Annotated in this window: 12 protein-coding genes; 7 read left to right on the top strand and 5 right to left on the bottom strand. The window is 51.7% G+C overall.

Features of this window, described 5'->3' with window-relative positions:
• The first annotated feature begins 373 nt into the window (after positions 1-373).
• Entirely contained in the window at positions 374-2,377 is a 2,004-nt protein-coding gene (locus tag QGT73_RS15095) for an LTA synthase family protein (protein WP_280122972.1), read from the top strand.
• Here QGT73_RS15095 and QGT73_RS15090 read toward each other — a convergent pair.
• The gene (locus QGT73_RS15090) at positions 2,353-3,273 is read right to left on the bottom strand and encodes a DMT family transporter (RefSeq protein WP_280122971.1); all 921 of its coding nucleotides are present in this window, start codon (positions 3,271-3,273) and stop codon (positions 2,353-2,355) included. The genes QGT73_RS15095 and QGT73_RS15090 overlap by 25 nt on opposite strands.
• Positions 3,274-3,355: 82 nt before the next feature.
• Here QGT73_RS15090 and pgeF point away from each other — a divergent pair, with 82 nt between their 5' ends.
• Positions 3,356-4,108 carry a peptidoglycan editing factor PgeF gene (gene pgeF, locus QGT73_RS15085; RefSeq protein ID WP_280122970.1) on the top strand — a complete coding sequence of 251 codons (753 nt, stop codon included), beginning with the start codon at positions 3,356-3,358 and terminating at the stop codon, positions 4,106-4,108.
• An 86-nt stretch (positions 4,109-4,194) separates the two neighbouring features.
• Here the strand turns inward: pgeF and QGT73_RS15080 are convergent, their stop codons facing one another.
• Together QGT73_RS15080 and QGT73_RS15075 are read right to left on the bottom strand one after the other, a co-directional pair.
• Positions 4,195-5,604, bottom strand: a complete 1,410-nt coding sequence (locus QGT73_RS15080) for a Gfo/Idh/MocA family protein (RefSeq protein ID WP_280122969.1) — start codon at positions 5,602-5,604, stop codon at positions 4,195-4,197.
• An 18-nt stretch (positions 5,605-5,622) separates the two neighbouring features.
• Positions 5,623-6,717, bottom strand: a complete 1,095-nt coding sequence (locus tag QGT73_RS15075) for a phosphotransferase enzyme family protein (RefSeq protein ID WP_280122968.1) — start codon at positions 6,715-6,717, stop codon at positions 5,623-5,625.
• A gap of 546 nt (positions 6,718-7,263) precedes the next feature.
• On the opposite strand from QGT73_RS15075, the gene dnaA reads away from it, so the two are divergent.
• Positions 7,264-8,655 (top strand): chromosomal replication initiator protein DnaA, encoded by a 1,392-nt coding sequence (gene dnaA / locus QGT73_RS15070; RefSeq protein ID WP_280122967.1) that lies wholly within the window; start codon positions 7,264-7,266, stop codon positions 8,653-8,655.
• 56 nt (positions 8,656-8,711) lie between these two features.
• Here the strand turns inward: dnaA and QGT73_RS15065 are convergent, their stop codons facing one another.
• Entirely contained in the window at positions 8,712-9,185 is a 474-nt protein-coding gene (locus QGT73_RS15065; RefSeq protein ID WP_280122966.1) for a type I restriction enzyme HsdR N-terminal domain-containing protein, read from the bottom strand.
• A 149-nt stretch (positions 9,186-9,334) separates the two neighbouring features.
• Here QGT73_RS15065 and holA point away from each other — a divergent pair, with 149 nt between their 5' ends.
• The 4 genes from holA (at position 9,335) to QGT73_RS15045 (ending at position 13,673) form a co-directional block, all read left to right on the top strand.
• On the top strand, positions 9,335-10,387 hold the full coding sequence (holA, locus tag QGT73_RS15060) for a DNA polymerase III subunit delta (RefSeq protein ID WP_280122965.1): 1,053 nt from the start codon (positions 9,335-9,337) through the stop codon (positions 10,385-10,387).
• 73 nt (positions 10,388-10,460) lie between these two features.
• The gene (locus QGT73_RS15055; RefSeq protein WP_280122964.1) at positions 10,461-10,919 is read left to right on the top strand and encodes a Fur family transcriptional regulator; all 459 of its coding nucleotides are present in this window, start codon (positions 10,461-10,463) and stop codon (positions 10,917-10,919) included.
• A gap of 39 nt (positions 10,920-10,958) precedes the next feature.
• Complete coding sequence (locus tag QGT73_RS15050) at positions 10,959-12,233, top strand: adenylosuccinate synthase (RefSeq protein ID WP_280122963.1); 1,275 nt, start codon at positions 10,959-10,961, stop codon at positions 12,231-12,233.
• 195 nt (positions 12,234-12,428) lie between these two features.
• Positions 12,429-13,673, top strand: a complete 1,245-nt coding sequence (locus QGT73_RS15045; RefSeq protein ID WP_280122962.1) for a DUF1015 domain-containing protein — start codon at positions 12,429-12,431, stop codon at positions 13,671-13,673.
• A gap of 553 nt (positions 13,674-14,226) precedes the next feature.
• Here QGT73_RS15045 and QGT73_RS15040 read toward each other — a convergent pair.
• Positions 14,227-14,547: a transposase gene (locus QGT73_RS15040; protein ID WP_280122973.1), complete on the bottom strand. Its 321-nt coding sequence runs from the start codon at positions 14,545-14,547 to the stop codon at positions 14,227-14,229.
• Positions 14,548-14,684: the final 137 nt, after the last annotated feature.

Raw genomic sequence — 14,684 nt, 5'->3', positions numbered from 1 at the left:
CATTGGTACGGTATATTAGAGTGTGGGAACTATAATATAGTGCGCCCTTTGCTGAATGCGCTGTATTTTTATTATTTTACTGTATTATTAACATCTCGAAATAAGTTTGAACAACTTCATTAGATGGAAAGTACATTGCAGGTTCGAATCCTGCCCGGGCCGCCAAACTTTTTGTGAGACTGTACAGTCACCGATACAGTCTATTGACTTTGATAATCTGCTTGTTCGCGGCAGTCGGCAGCCCGCGTGGGGGACAGGGGGAGGATGGGCCCGAGGTCCGCTCCGCGCGGGTTGCCATACACGTCATCTTATGAAATCTCTTTTGCCGAGTATGCCTTTTTATGTAACTTTGCATGAGATAAACACATCAATCATGATTCATAAGATAACGATGAACAACAGTCTGCGCACCGCAATGGCGATTGCGGCCAACCTGATTATGGCTTATGTGGCTTACAGTGTGTGCCGACTTGCGTTTCTGCTTGAAAACTGGGACCAGTATTCGCTTTCGCTGACATGGCAGTCGGCCGTTAAGATTTTTCGCGGCGGCATATGGTTTGACACATCCGCCATCTGTTATACCAATATTCTGTATATCGTGCTCGCGATGCTTCCGTTTTCGGCTCCCGGCCGCAACAGGACATACCGTATGGTCACGCGGATGGCTTATTTCATACCCAACACCATAGCCGTGGTGCTCAATCTCGGCGACAGCGTGTATTATCCGTTCGGACATCACCGCATCACTACCCGTACATTCAACGAGTTTGGCAACGAGGACAATATAGGACGCATCTTCGGCATCGAGGTTATCAATCACTGGTATCTCGTGTTGCTGGCCGCTGTCATCATCTGGTGTCTGTGGCGGTTCTATCGTGAGGCATCGCTGTGTTTCAGACCGCAGACGTGGAAGAAATGGGCTGTCAATATCGTAGCGATAGCGGCCGTGACTGTCGTAGCCATATGGGGTATGAGGGGAGCCACATTCTTCACCTCTACGCGCCCCATCGCCGTGAGCAACGCACATCAGTTTGCCACACGTCCGGCTGAGGCCAATGTTGTGCTCAACACACCTTTCTCGCTCATACGCACCATTGGTAAACGTCCGCCTATGGTGCCGGCCTATTTCACAACAGGTCCGGAACTTGACAGCGTGTACACACCTCTGCATCATGCGGCTCCCGACTCGGCTATACAGCGGCATAAGAATGTGGTGATACTCATCGTGGAGAGTTTTGCCACCGAGTTTATAGGCGGTCTCAACAACAACCGCGCGCTTGATGACAGCACTTATCGCGGCTATACGCCCTGGATGGATTCGTTTATCCCCAAAACGCTCACTTTCGAGCACACCATAGCCAACACCGGAGTGTCCATCGACGCCATGCCGGCCATACTTTCGTCAATCCCCCGCATGAGCTACGGTTTTTTTCTTTCGCCTTATTCGCTCAATCACATAACCAGTTTTGCCACCGAGCTGAAAAACTGGGGATACCACACGGCGTTTTTCCACGGAGGCACCAATGACTCTATGGGCTTCCAGGCCTTTGCCCGCGGAGCCGGCTTTGAGGAATATTACGGACTGAACGAGTATTGTGAAGACAGCCGTTTCAACGGCAAGGATGATTTTGACGGCACATGGGCCATATGGGACGAGGAGTTCCTGCAATATTACGCGCTGAAAATGTCAGAGATGCCTCAGCCGTTTGTGACCGGAGTGTTCACGGCCTCGTCACATCATCCGTTTGCAATCCCCGAGCGTTACAAGGGCCGCTTCAAGGACGAGGGCATACACCAGTTGCACAAGTGCATACGTTATACCGACTATTCGCTCGGACGGTTTTTTGAGACAGCCTCGCAGCAGCCATGGTATGACAACACCATCTTTGTGCTCACGGCCGATCATTCGAGCAGCAAGACCACTCATAACGAATATAAGACCGAGGCCGGACTCAACCATGTGCCTATCGTAATCTTCGACCCTTCGGGCGAGATGCCGCGCGGTGTGCGCGAGGGGCTGATGCAGCAGCTCGACATACTCCCCACCATCCTCGGATGGCTGGGCTATGACCGCGACTACATAGCGTTTGGCAACGACGCGCTCGCCACACCTGCCGAGGACCGCTGGGCTTTCAACTGGATATTCACTCCGCAGATCTACATGGGCCGCTATTTTCTCCAGACCGATGCCGACTGCAATGTGACCGGCATGTATGACTATATAGACGACATACTCATGACCACCGATGTCAAGGACGCACATCCGGCCGAACGCGATGCCATGCAGCGCAAAATCAAGGGGCTCATGCAGAGCTATCTCGAACGCATGGAGGCCGACAGCGTGAGGGTGCGTCAGTCGGCGGCCGACGGCTTGTGAGGAGCGGCCTTGCTTATGGTCACGAGAAATACTCCCGAGAATATTAGCACCACGGCCACCATCTTGAGCGGGGTGAATGTGTCGAGTCCGAGCCATATCCCCACACACGACGCCACGATGGGCTGCACGTAATTATACATGCCCACAAGCGTAGGCCGCAGGCACTTCTGGCCTATCATGATGCAGATATAGGCGATGAATGTGGCAAAAAGCACCACATAGCCCACTCCGGCAATCTCTCTGACTGTAAATTCGCTCCACGCCGTTGCGGTCCACTCGCGGGCCGAGAACGGCAATATCACGACTGCCGCAAACGTAAACATCCATTTCATGAGTGTGATGACCGAATATTTCCTAATGAAATTGCGGTAAAACGTGAGATAGAGCGCGTAGCTCACCTGGGCGGTAAGTACAAGCAAGTCGCCCAGCACGGGGTTGTCGCCGCGCACTGCCGAGGCTGACGAGCCAAGCACAAGCATGAGCGCGCCCGAGGCTCCGAGCACGATGCCGCCGACCTTCTTGAGCGTAATGGGTTCGCCGAGTATCAGCGCGGCAAGCAGCATCACCCACAGCGGCATTGTGGTGGTGATAATCGAGGCTTCGCCCGGTGATGTGTAGCCTACGCCAAACACATAGCAACCTTGATTGAAAAGGATGCCGAGCATTGCGGCTCCGGCCAGCAAAAGCAGGTCGCGCGGCGGCACTTTCTGATAGGGAACAAAGAGTGACGCCGTCCAGAAAAGCAGTGCTGCCCCGAGGATGCGGAAGTTGGTCATAAGCAACGGTGACACCAGTCCGGCCGCCATGACCATTTTGGCAATGGGTGCCATCAGGCCCCACATCGTGTTGGCTCCTGCCATAGCCACATGGCCCTTGAGATTAAGAGGGTGTTTCATAATTACATCACGTACTGAAAAAAACGCGGCAAAATTACAAATTATTTACGAAATAAAACCGAATAGAACCGACTCATTTCACATGACTATACTCCCGATACAAAAGCTCCTGCAATCAGGCCGGGCCACGGCCTATTACACCACCCGCGCCACATCCTCGCCCGAGGAGCCTTACAGCGGATTTAATGTGTGTCACTACACGGGCGATGATCCGGCACATGTGGCGCAATGCCGCCGGGCTCTGGCCGCTCACTTTGCCCTTCCGTCCGAGCGCGTCATTATCCCCCGCCAGACCCACTCGTCGGATGTCGCAGTCATTACCGCTCTCCCTGCCGCCCCGTCAGAGCTTGAAGGAGTCGATGCGGTTGTCACCGATATGAGCGACATTATGATAGGCATCAACACGGCTGATTGTGTGCCGGTGGTACTGATCGACCCGGTGGCCGGCATAAGTGGTGTGGCCCATGCGGGATGGCGCGGAGCTGTAGGCGGAGTGGTCGAGGCGACTGTCGGTGCCATGATGCGGCTCGGAGCACATCCGTCTGACATAAAGGCGGCCATGGGACCGTCGATATGCTGCGACTGCTTTGAAGTAGGTCATGAAGTGGCCGAGCGTTTTGACAGTGATTGCGTCGTGATGCAACCGGGACAAAAGCCTCATGTATCACTTCAGAAACACGTCGCCAAAGTGTTAATCGGCTGCGGGTTACAGCCGGGTAATATCAAGAAGTTTGATGATTCGTTATGTACCAGGTGCCATCCCGATACATTTTGGTCGGCACGTAAGTCTGGTATAAATTCGGGCCGGATATACACGTTTGTGGTCACAAAATAAGAGACTGAGGTCCCGGAAGAAAAACTACAATTTTTCTTCCGGGACCTCAGTCTCTTTATATCACATTGTTCAGATCAGAGTGGATGTCACTCTCCTTTCATGTAGTGATGATAGCCGTTGAGTTTTTTCCATGCACCGCGTGTGAAGTCGGGTACTTCGACAGGCGCGCTGCCATTCTCGATTGAGATGCGCGAGAGTTCGCCTATGGCCGACCATTCGGCGGCATCGTAGACATCCTGGTCAAGCGGCAGACCGTTGAGCAGACAGTATACAAGACGATAGTCCATGATATAATCCATGCCGCCGTGTCCACCGACCTTGCGGGCCATATCCTCGGTCTCGGCCTGGATGGGGTGCTTGTATTTCTGCATCAGCGATTTTTTTATGTCATCGGGGACAAACGAGTGGCTGGAAAGGTTTTCATGATCGGGCATACCTTCAAATTTCTGCACTTCCCTGAATGCGTAACCCTCGAGAGGATACTTGTTGGCAAATCCCTCGGTGCCTGTAAGCTGATACATGCGCGAGTAGGGGCGCGGATTCATTACGTCGTGCTGTATGTGCATGGTCTGGCCGTTCTCGGTCTGTATCATGCTCATTGTGTGGTCGGCGTTTTTGAAGTCGGAGTTTTCGCGTCCGAGCTGTTCTTTGACAATCCTCGGGCCGGTGAGAGCCTTTGACTCCATCGACACGATGTAGTTCATCTTGTTGCCGCGGTGTATGTCGAGCAGTTGGCATGCCGGCCCCATGCCGTGGGTGGCATAGACGTCACCTTTGTGTTTCTCGTTGAAGTCGAGACGCCAGTTGCCCTCATAGGCTTTCCAGAAATCCTCAAGATTGTGGATGTAGGCACCCTCGACATGAAGGATGTCGCCAAAGAGTCCTTTCTGAGCCATGTTGAGGGTGGTCAGCTCGAAGAAATCATATACGCAATTCTCGAGCATCATACAGTGGCGGCGTGTCTTTTCGGCCGTATCCACAAGTTTCCAGCACTCATCCAGGTCCATAGCCGCGGGCACTTCGATGGCTACGTTTTTACCCTGCTGCATGGCATAGACGGCCATGGGCACGTGGTTGGCCCAGTCGGTAGCGATGTAGACGAGGTCGATGTCGGGACGGCGGCAAAGCTCCTTCCATCCGTCTGGACCGGAATATTCGGCAGCAGCGGGGCGTCCGGCGTCTTTAAGATATTTCTGAGGAGTGGCGAGCCGGTCGGCATGCTTGTCGCAGAGAGCCTTGATGCTTGTGCGGTCGATGTTGGCAAATCTGTAGACGGCTCCGGGGCCCCTCATTCCGAGTCCGATGAAGCCTACGCGAACGCTGTCCATGGGAGCGAGACGAAATCCTACAAGGTCGGTCTGTCCCTTGGCTCTCTCGGGAGTTTTGAGACGGATAATCCGGTCGTCTGACGATTTTTGGCCGGCGGCAGATGCTATGGAGGGAAATGCCGTCACAATAGCCAATGCAAGAGAAAATAATGTGATAAAGCGGTTCATGGTTATGATTAAGTGAGTTTATTTTGAGCGATACAATGTGTCGATAAATGCTTTCATCTCCTCCATATGCGAGTCGATGGAGGAGAGGAGTGTCATCTGGTTGCGTGCCCTGACGAGGTTGTGGTCGGGGTAGGCAGTCTTGTAATAGGTGTCGCCGTTCAGATAGTCGGCAAAAAATCTTATGGCCTGCATATAGGTCATTCTGAGGGCTCCGTGGACAAGAGTCATTTTTTCTTCGGGCGTTAGAAATGACGCCGATTCGGCATAGCCGCGTGCAAATGGCCTGAAAACATCCATGTCAAATCTGATTTTTGACGTGTCAGGCTCATCTTCGGCCGCGGTATTGCCTGCAGTGCGTAGAAAATCACCGAAGTCGTCCATTACAAATCCGGGCATGGTAGTGTCGAGGTCAATCACGCAAAGGATTTCGCCATTTTCGTCAAATAGGATGTTGTCGGCTTTTGTGTCGCAATGTATGATTCTTTTTGGCAGACGTCCGTCGGAATGCATGTTCTCGGCGAGCATCATCTCAGCAGCACGAGCAAGGAGCCCGTCGGCCATCTCTCTTACATCAGCGAGTCGGCCGACACTGTCGGCTTTCATAGCCTCCTCAAGCTGCGACAGCCGCAACGGCATATTATGGAAATCGGGAATAGTCTCCCTAAGCTCCGGAGCATCAGGGCGGGCAAGAGTGCAATGAAACTTTCCAAACGCGAGCCCCACGTTACGGGCCATCTTCTCCGACATGCCCGCTATGCTGACCGAGCCTTCGATGAAGCGGGTCATGCGCCAGCATTCTCCGTCGGATATGACGTAGCTCTTGCTGTCGTGGGTCAGCACACATTCAAGGGCCCTGCGGTCAGAATCGGCGATGCCCTCCTCTATAAGACATTTGCGCAGATGAGCCGAGATAGCCAGTATATTGTCCTGGAGTGTGTCAGGGTCGCGGAATATGTCGGTGTTGATGCGCTGGAGCACATAGCGATGGCCGCCCGGCTGACAGGTGACGATGAAAGTGTCGTTGATAAGTCCGTTGCCGAGACGTCGGGCACTGCACGGCCGGCCGGAAGTCATGAAAAGGGATGCTATACCCGTCAGCTTGTTTTCGTCCATACTTTAATAACGATGGTTTATGGCGTAAAAGTACGAAAAAAACAATTAAGAATCAAGAGCAGTCAAGACTTGTGTGTAGGTTGTGTTTATGACAATAAGTATAGTCACGGATTAGTGAAAACCGAGATGGTGGCGAGGTGGCAATATCGGTGTCGGAAGAGGTGTGACTGCGTATACGCTATTTAGATTTAGTCTAAATAATATTTTTTAACATCCGATTGTCTGCTAAATTGCAGAACAACCCTAACATCAGGCAATTGTGTGATTTTAATATTTTTCGGCCGGTTCAACCATTAGATTAAATCACATGTGTTAATATGTTGATATTTAAGAGTCTGTAATTTTGCAATAGTTGCGTATAAATTAATTTTTAAACAAATCCTTTAATATGCTGAAATTCAAAGCAGTGCGATATGATTTAAAAAAGCAAGCGAAAAGCGATTTGATTATGTGATTTTTTTTTTGGAAATTTGCAGAAGAATATGCGGGTCTACCAATACCGCAGACAACACTATTTGCCTCTCTTCTCTAACAGTCTTTAACCCCATGCAATACCAAAACTCGCCGCAATGGGAAAAGTGTCTCAATATAATCCGTGACACGATTCCCGCAGAACAATTCCGCTACTGGTTCAGCCCGTTGTCGTTCATCAGCATGAATGATAACGTGCTCACTATCGCCTGTCCGTCGGAATTTTTTGCCGAGCAGCTTGACGAGCGTTATATAGGCGTGCTCAAATTCGCGCTTGAGCGAGTTTTTGGCAAAGGCATACGCCTCACCTACGAATTTCCCATCGTGGCCGACGACCCCACCTCCAAAGTAAGCATGGAGAGTGCTCATCCAAGCCACGGAGTGAAACCCGCTCCCGGAGCTTCGGCCAATCCTTTCCAGGATAAATATGTAGAGGAGATCAACTCGCAGCTCAATCCCGCCTATACATTTGAGAACTATTGTATAAGCGAGAGTAATAAGGTGGCCCAGTCGATCGGTGAGGCCATAGCCAATGATCCCAAGCTCAAGACGTTCAACCCTCTGTTTATCTTCGGCCCTTGTGGTGTGGGCAAGACTCACCTCATACAAGCGATAGGCATACGTATCAAGGAACGCGATTCACGCACGCGCGTACTATATATTACGGCACGTCTGTTTCAGGACCAGTTCTCGTCGGCCACTCTGCGCGGCAAGATCAACGAGTTTATCAAGTTTTACCAGAGCATCGACACGCTTATCATTGACGATATTCAGGAGCTGATAGGCAAAGAAAAGACACAGCGCACATTCTTCCACATATTCAACCACCTCAAGCAGAACAACAAGCAGCTCATCATGTCGAGTGACTGCGCTCCTGCCGAGATGGAAGGCATGGAGGAGCGTCTGCTCTCTCGATTCAAGAGCGGCATGACCGCCCGTCTTGACAAGCCCGATTATGCCCTGCGCCGCGAAGTGCTTCTTCAGAAAGCCCGCCGCGACGGAGTGAAACTTCCCGAGGATGTGGTAGAGTTTATCGTAACCAATGTCACCCAGAGCATCCGAGAGATCGAGGGTGTGATGGTGTCGCTGCTTGCCTATGCCACCGGCCTCAACTGTGAGATAGACATCAATCTCGCTCGTCGTGTGCTCGCCAACTCAGTCAAACTCAACCAGCGCAAGACCAATTTTGAGTCAATCGCGCGCATAGTGAGTGACTTTTACAACATCGAGCCCTCGCAGATATTTGACAAATCGCGTAAACGCGAGGTGTCGGATGCACGTCAGATGGTGATGTATCTCGCCAAGAAACATACAAAGATGCCGTTCAAGGCTATCGGAGCGCGTCTGCAACGCTCTCATGCCACAGTGCTTTATGCGTGCAAGCTAATCGACGAGCGTCTCCCCCTCGAAAAGAAACTCCAGGAAGACCTTTCGCAGATAGAGCGTGAGCTCATGGCCGCACAATAGCCGGCTTATCGTGGCTCATACACGACTCAAAACTCATAGACCAATCCCCTGCCGTTCTATAAATCGGAATAGCAGGGGATTTGTGCAAGCATCTCACACTTGCGCGTGGCGACATCGACACGGATACAGTAGTGGTTCATCCCGTTGCTTACCACAAGGTAGGGCACGCGCAACACAATGTTGTAGCGTATTATCTGTTCAAACACATGCCTGTCAATCCTGACCGACGGAGCCTTGTATTCGATAATCATCAGCGGCTCGAGCGCGGTAGTGTAGACCACCGTGTCACATCGGCGGGATGTCGAATTGAGCGTTATGCCCACTTCATTGGCCATCAAAGAGGACGGAAAACCGAGATGGCGCGTGAGATAGTGCACGAAATGCTGTCTCACCCACTCTTCGGGAGTCAGGACTATCCACTTGTTTCGTAGTATGTCGCGCACTTCCACGCCCTTGCGTCCGGGACGCAACGACAGATCGGCCGGCGGGAGATTGAGCGGAGGTGGAGGTGTAGTGAGTGATACTGGCATGGTGATAGCGATTGTTTTGTGTGGCAAATTTAAGCAAACAATTCCGACCGGGCAAATTTCAACCGCCGACAAAGCCCGGCCAAATTCTTGTCAATGCGGGGAAATATTGCTAATTTTACACTCGCAAGTAACCTTCAACTATCCCGCCCATGGCCGCCACAAAGACTGACTCCGCATCAGGCATCACTTATCCGCAACTGCGCCAAGCCATTGCTGCCCGACGGCTTATGCCGATATATCTTCTTCACGGCGAGGAAGGCTATTATATCGACGAGCTTGTCAAGATGTTTGAGGCACTTCTCCCCGAGGAGGAGCGCGATTTTAACCTCTATACGCTCTATGGTCCGGAGACCGGTGTCGACACTATCATGGATGTGTGTCAGCGGCTCCCGATGATGGCTGAGCGTCAGGTGGTAATCGTCAAGGAAGCCCAGGCCATACGCTCCGACTCGCTCAATAAGCTCCATCATTATGCCCTGCGTCCCAATCAGTCGACCGTACTCGTAATCGCATGTCGCGGAGACAAGGCAAAAGGCAAGGAACTGTTGGCAGCCATAAAGCAAAACGGGGTAATATTCGAGTCAAAAAAGGTGAGCGAGCGCAATATCCTACCTGTAATCTCTGATCTCATCAAGGAGAAGCACATGACTGTCGACCCCAAATCGCTCTCCATGCTCCGCGACTACATCGGCACAGACCTGGCGCGTCTATATAATGAAATAGACAAGCTATCGTTTATACTCGGCCCCGGGGCTATGATTACGCCCGAGGCCATAGAGCGCAACATTGGCATCTCAAAGGATTACAACAACTTTGAGTTTCTCGACGCCATCATCAACCGCAACGCCGCCAAGTCGATGGCCATCGTGCAATACTTCACCGCCAATCCCAAAAACAATCCTGTCATACTGACGGTGACCATGCTCTTCAACTTCTTTGCCAATCTGCTCATCTATCACTATACACGCGACAAGTCGACTGCCGGATATATGGACGCGCTCGGATTTAAAAACCAGTGGCAACTGCGCAACTATGAGACAGCCTCGCGCAACTACAGTGTGCGCCAGACTATCGAAATCATCTCGGCTCTGCGCGAATGTGACTGTCGCGGCAAGGGCATCGGTTCGCGCCAGAATCCCTACGACCTGCTCAAAGACCTCACATTCCGCATACTCACATCATCAGGCATAATCCGCATGTAAAACAATCCCGGCAGGAGCAAAAACACCATTGTTTTTTTGGAAAATTCGCCCCTTGGTTGTAATTTTGCGAGTGATGAATGAGGACAAGCGCAAGAGCCTCGCACGCGAGACTCTGAGCCGTTACATAGCCGACCGGCACATGCGTTGCACCCCCGAGCGTCAGGCTGTGCTCGACAGGATTATGGAGATGCCCGCACGCTTCACAGTCGACGAGTTGTGCGCAGCCGTCGGAAGTGGAGGTTTTCGTGTGAGCCGGGCAACGGTCTATAACTCAGTAAGCCTCTTTAGCCGCGCCGGTCTGCTCCGCCGCCTGCACCTGCAGCCCGACACCTGGGAGACGACCATCGAGCCGTCGCAGAGTGTCAGACTCATATGCCGCAAATGCGGAAAGGTGCGCGATGTCTCCGACCGTCAGCTTGCCCGCACGCTCGCCCTCAAACGTTACCAGTCCTTCCTGCCCGACAGCTTTGAAGTGTGCATGACAGGCTATTGCACCGGATGTCGGCCGAAGGACAAAAACAGGAAGAAATAAAAAATATACACACATAAAATATATAGTAACTCATACACTATGAAAGTAGACGTGCTACTCGGGCTCCAATGGGGCGATGAAGGTAAAGGCAAAGTCGTGGACGTGCTCACTCCGCGATACGATGCCGTGGCAAGATTCCAGGGAGGCCCCAATGCCGGCCACACACTCGAATTTGAAGGCAAGAAATATGTGCTCCGCTCCATCCCCTCAGGTATATTCCAGCATGGACAGATCAATATCATAGGCAACGGTGTCGTCCTCGACCCCGTGCTCTTCCGTCAGGAAGCCGAGGAGCTCGAAAAGAGCGGCATCGACCTCCGCTCGATACTGCGCATATCCAAGAAAGTTCATCTCATCACTCCGACTCACCGTCTGCTCGACGCCGCCAACGAAAAGGCCAAGGGCGGTAAGAAAATCGGCACCACAGGCAAAGGCATAGGCCCCACCTACACCGACAAGATTTCACGTAACGGCATACGTCTGGGTGACGCTTTCCATAATTTTGATGAAAAATACGGCGCGCTCCGCCAGATGCACCTCGCACGTCTCGAATCGCTTGGCGCGACCCCCGAGGCCGAGCAGCTCGCCACTCTCGAGGCCACATGGATGGATGCTATCGAATATCTCAAAGGCTTCGACATCGTTGACTCAGAATTTCTCATCAACGGCCTCCTCGCCCAAGGCAAGAGCATTCTCTGCGAGGGCGCGCAAGGCACACTCCTCGACATCGACTTCGGCTCATATCCTTTCGTTACATCATCCAACACCATTAGTTCGGGTGCATGTTCGGGCCTCGGCGTGGCTCCCAACAAGATAGGCGAAGTGTTCGGTATATTCAAGGCTTACTGCACACGCGTGGGCAGCGGACCGTTCCCCACCGAGCTCTTTGACGCCACCGGCAAACGCATACGCGACCTCGGTCACGAATATGGAGCCGTAACCGGACGTGAACGCCGCTGCGGATGGATTGACCTCGTGGCTCTCCGCTACTCAATCATGCTCAACGGTGTCACTCAGCTCATCATGATGAAGAGCGACGTCCTTGACGGATTTGACGAAATCAAAGCCTGCACAGCTTACCGCATAAACGGCGAGGAGACCACACAATTCCCTTACTCCATCGAAGAGGACATCGAACCTGTCTACACCACACTCCCCGGATGGAAGACCGACATGACCGGCATGCAGAGCGAGGACGAGTTCCCTAAAGAATTCAGCGACTATATCTCATTCCTTGAGAAAGAGCTCGCAACTCCCATCACTATCGTCTCGATCGGTCCCGACCGCAAGCAGACCATCGAACGCAAACGCTGAAAACGCATCAGACAGTTCACATAATTTTTCACCTTGCAGGGACCGGCACCCCTGCCACCTATCTCCCTGCAAGGTGAATTTATATTACCCGACATCTCTCCATTGCTACCTCTCTCCGGGTCAAAACATCTCTCATAAATATACTTTTCTCCCCTCCTGTACAATCGACCCCAATCATAATCCAATCACAATACCATGGCTAAAGTAAAACCTTTTCGCGGCGTTCGTCCGCCCCGTGATCTCGTCACCGAAGTAGCTTCACGCCCCTACGACGTGCTCAACTCCGAAGAAGCCCGTCAGGAAGCTCAGGGCAACCCCCGTTCGCTCTATCACATCATCAAACCCGAAATAGACTTTGAACCGGGCACCGACGAGCATGATCCCAAAGTCTACGGTAAGGCCGTCGAAAACTTCAATGCCTTCCAGCAGAACGGATGGCTCCTCCAGGACGAAGCCGAACATTACTACATATACGCCCAGACCATGAACGGCCGCACACAGTATGGCATCGTCATCGCTGCCAACGTAGCCGACTACATGGAGGGACGCATCAAAAAACACGAACTCACCCGACGCGACAAAGAGGAAGACCGCATGAAGCACGTGCGCGTCAACAATGCCAATATCGAGCCGGTATTTTTCGCTTTTCCCGACAATGAGGTGTTGCAGGATATCATCGACCGTGTCACCAAGGGAGAAGCTGAATATGACTTCACCGCACCCGACGGCTTCGGCCATCATTTCTGGGTAATCGACGATCCTGAAATGATCGAGACCGTAACCCGTGAGTTTGACCGCATACCCTATCTCTATATCGCCGACGGCCACCATCGCTCGGCTGCCGCCGCACTCGTAGGCCATGAGAAAGCACAGGCCAATCCCGACCACCGCGGTGACGAGGAATACAACTACTTCCTCGCCGTAGCTTTCCCGGCTTCTCATCTCAACATCATCGACTACAATCGTGTGGTGCGTGACCTCAACGGCCTCTCGCCCGAGCAACTGCTCACACGCCTCGCTGAAAACTTCACAGTCGAGGATAAGGGCACCGATGAATACCGTCCGCAGGCTCTTCATAACTTCTCGCTCTATCTTGGCGGTCGCTGGTATTCACTCACAGCCCGCCCCGGCACCTACGACGACAGCGACCCGATAGGTATCCTCGATGTAACCATCTCGAGCGACCTCATACTCCGCGATATTCTCGGCATTACCGACCTCCGTTCCGACAAGCGCATCGACTTTGTCGGAGGTATACGCGGTCTCGGCGAACTCAAGCGTCGTGTCGACTCAGGCGAAATGGCCGTGGCCCTCGCTCTCTATCCCGTGTCCATGAAACAGCTCATGGACATAGCTGACACGGGTAATATCATGCCGCCCAAGACTACATGGTTTGAGCCCAAGCTCCGCTCGGGACTCATAATCCATAAACTTGACTGATACACACATCTGCCACACGCTCCGCTAACAGTTTTGGGAAGTGTGAAAAAAGATGTCAATAAATGATTATCCAAGAGATGACGTGCAAAAAATGCCGTTTATCTCTTGGATAATTCATCAAAACTCCGTAACTTTGCACCACTTTAGGCTAAGATGCCTCATCCGTCATGGGCAAAGCGTCATTATTATGGCTTGAGTAAAAGGATTGTCTTATGGTGTAATGGTAGCACTGCAGTTTTTGGTTCTGCCTGTCTTGGTTCGAATCCAGGTAAGACAACATGAATCAATGAGTTAAGCATCAGCTGCTTAACTCATTGATTCTTTTATCTTCTTGATGCCGAATAGTTGAAGATAACGTTGCATAGTTTATGCGGACTATATTCATGGATAAAAAAATACGAGAGTGCCACAAATGTTTGAGGCACTCTCGTATTATATTCAGGAGTATGTGGCATTTTGCCACATGCGATTTATAAGTAGGGTGGAGGTTATTTTGGCCCAAGCAGATTTCTCAGTGCATATGTTAAATTGAGTAGAACGAAGTGTTAAATATTCAAGCGTACAGTTTGACCAGTCGGAAGATGAAGAAATCGCGGTCTCGGACACCGCGCATTTGCGAGCGGAAGATCTTGACTTTAGAGTTGAAAGCCTCGGCGGAGGCATTGGTCGCACGTCGCCGGAAGTAGTTCAGGATGGTCGGTGCGTGGTTCTTGAATGTCTTGATGACAGAGCGGAAGTTATTGTTGCCCAATGCCATTACCTTTTCATACCACTTGTTCATCCGCCCCATGGCTTTTGTCGGCGTGATTTTGGCGTTGAAAATCTGACGCAGTTCCATTGCCAGGGCATATGCACTTTTGAGGTAACTACTCAGGTAGGTATGCCGTACTCATATTATGACGAAACAATAGCAGCTTAACGTTCAATTATCACTTCGCATTTGACGCTCATAAAAGCTATTGAATATCAAGAAAATAAACATTATTTTACTTGCATATTTGTTTTTTTTTT

This window comes from Duncaniella muricolitica, from assembly GCF_910574735.1.
Lineage (GTDB): Bacteria > Bacteroidota > Bacteroidia > Bacteroidales > Muribaculaceae > Duncaniella > Duncaniella muricolitica.
Note: the sequence above shows the minus strand (reverse complement) of the source record. Positions and strands in the feature narration are given on the sequence as shown.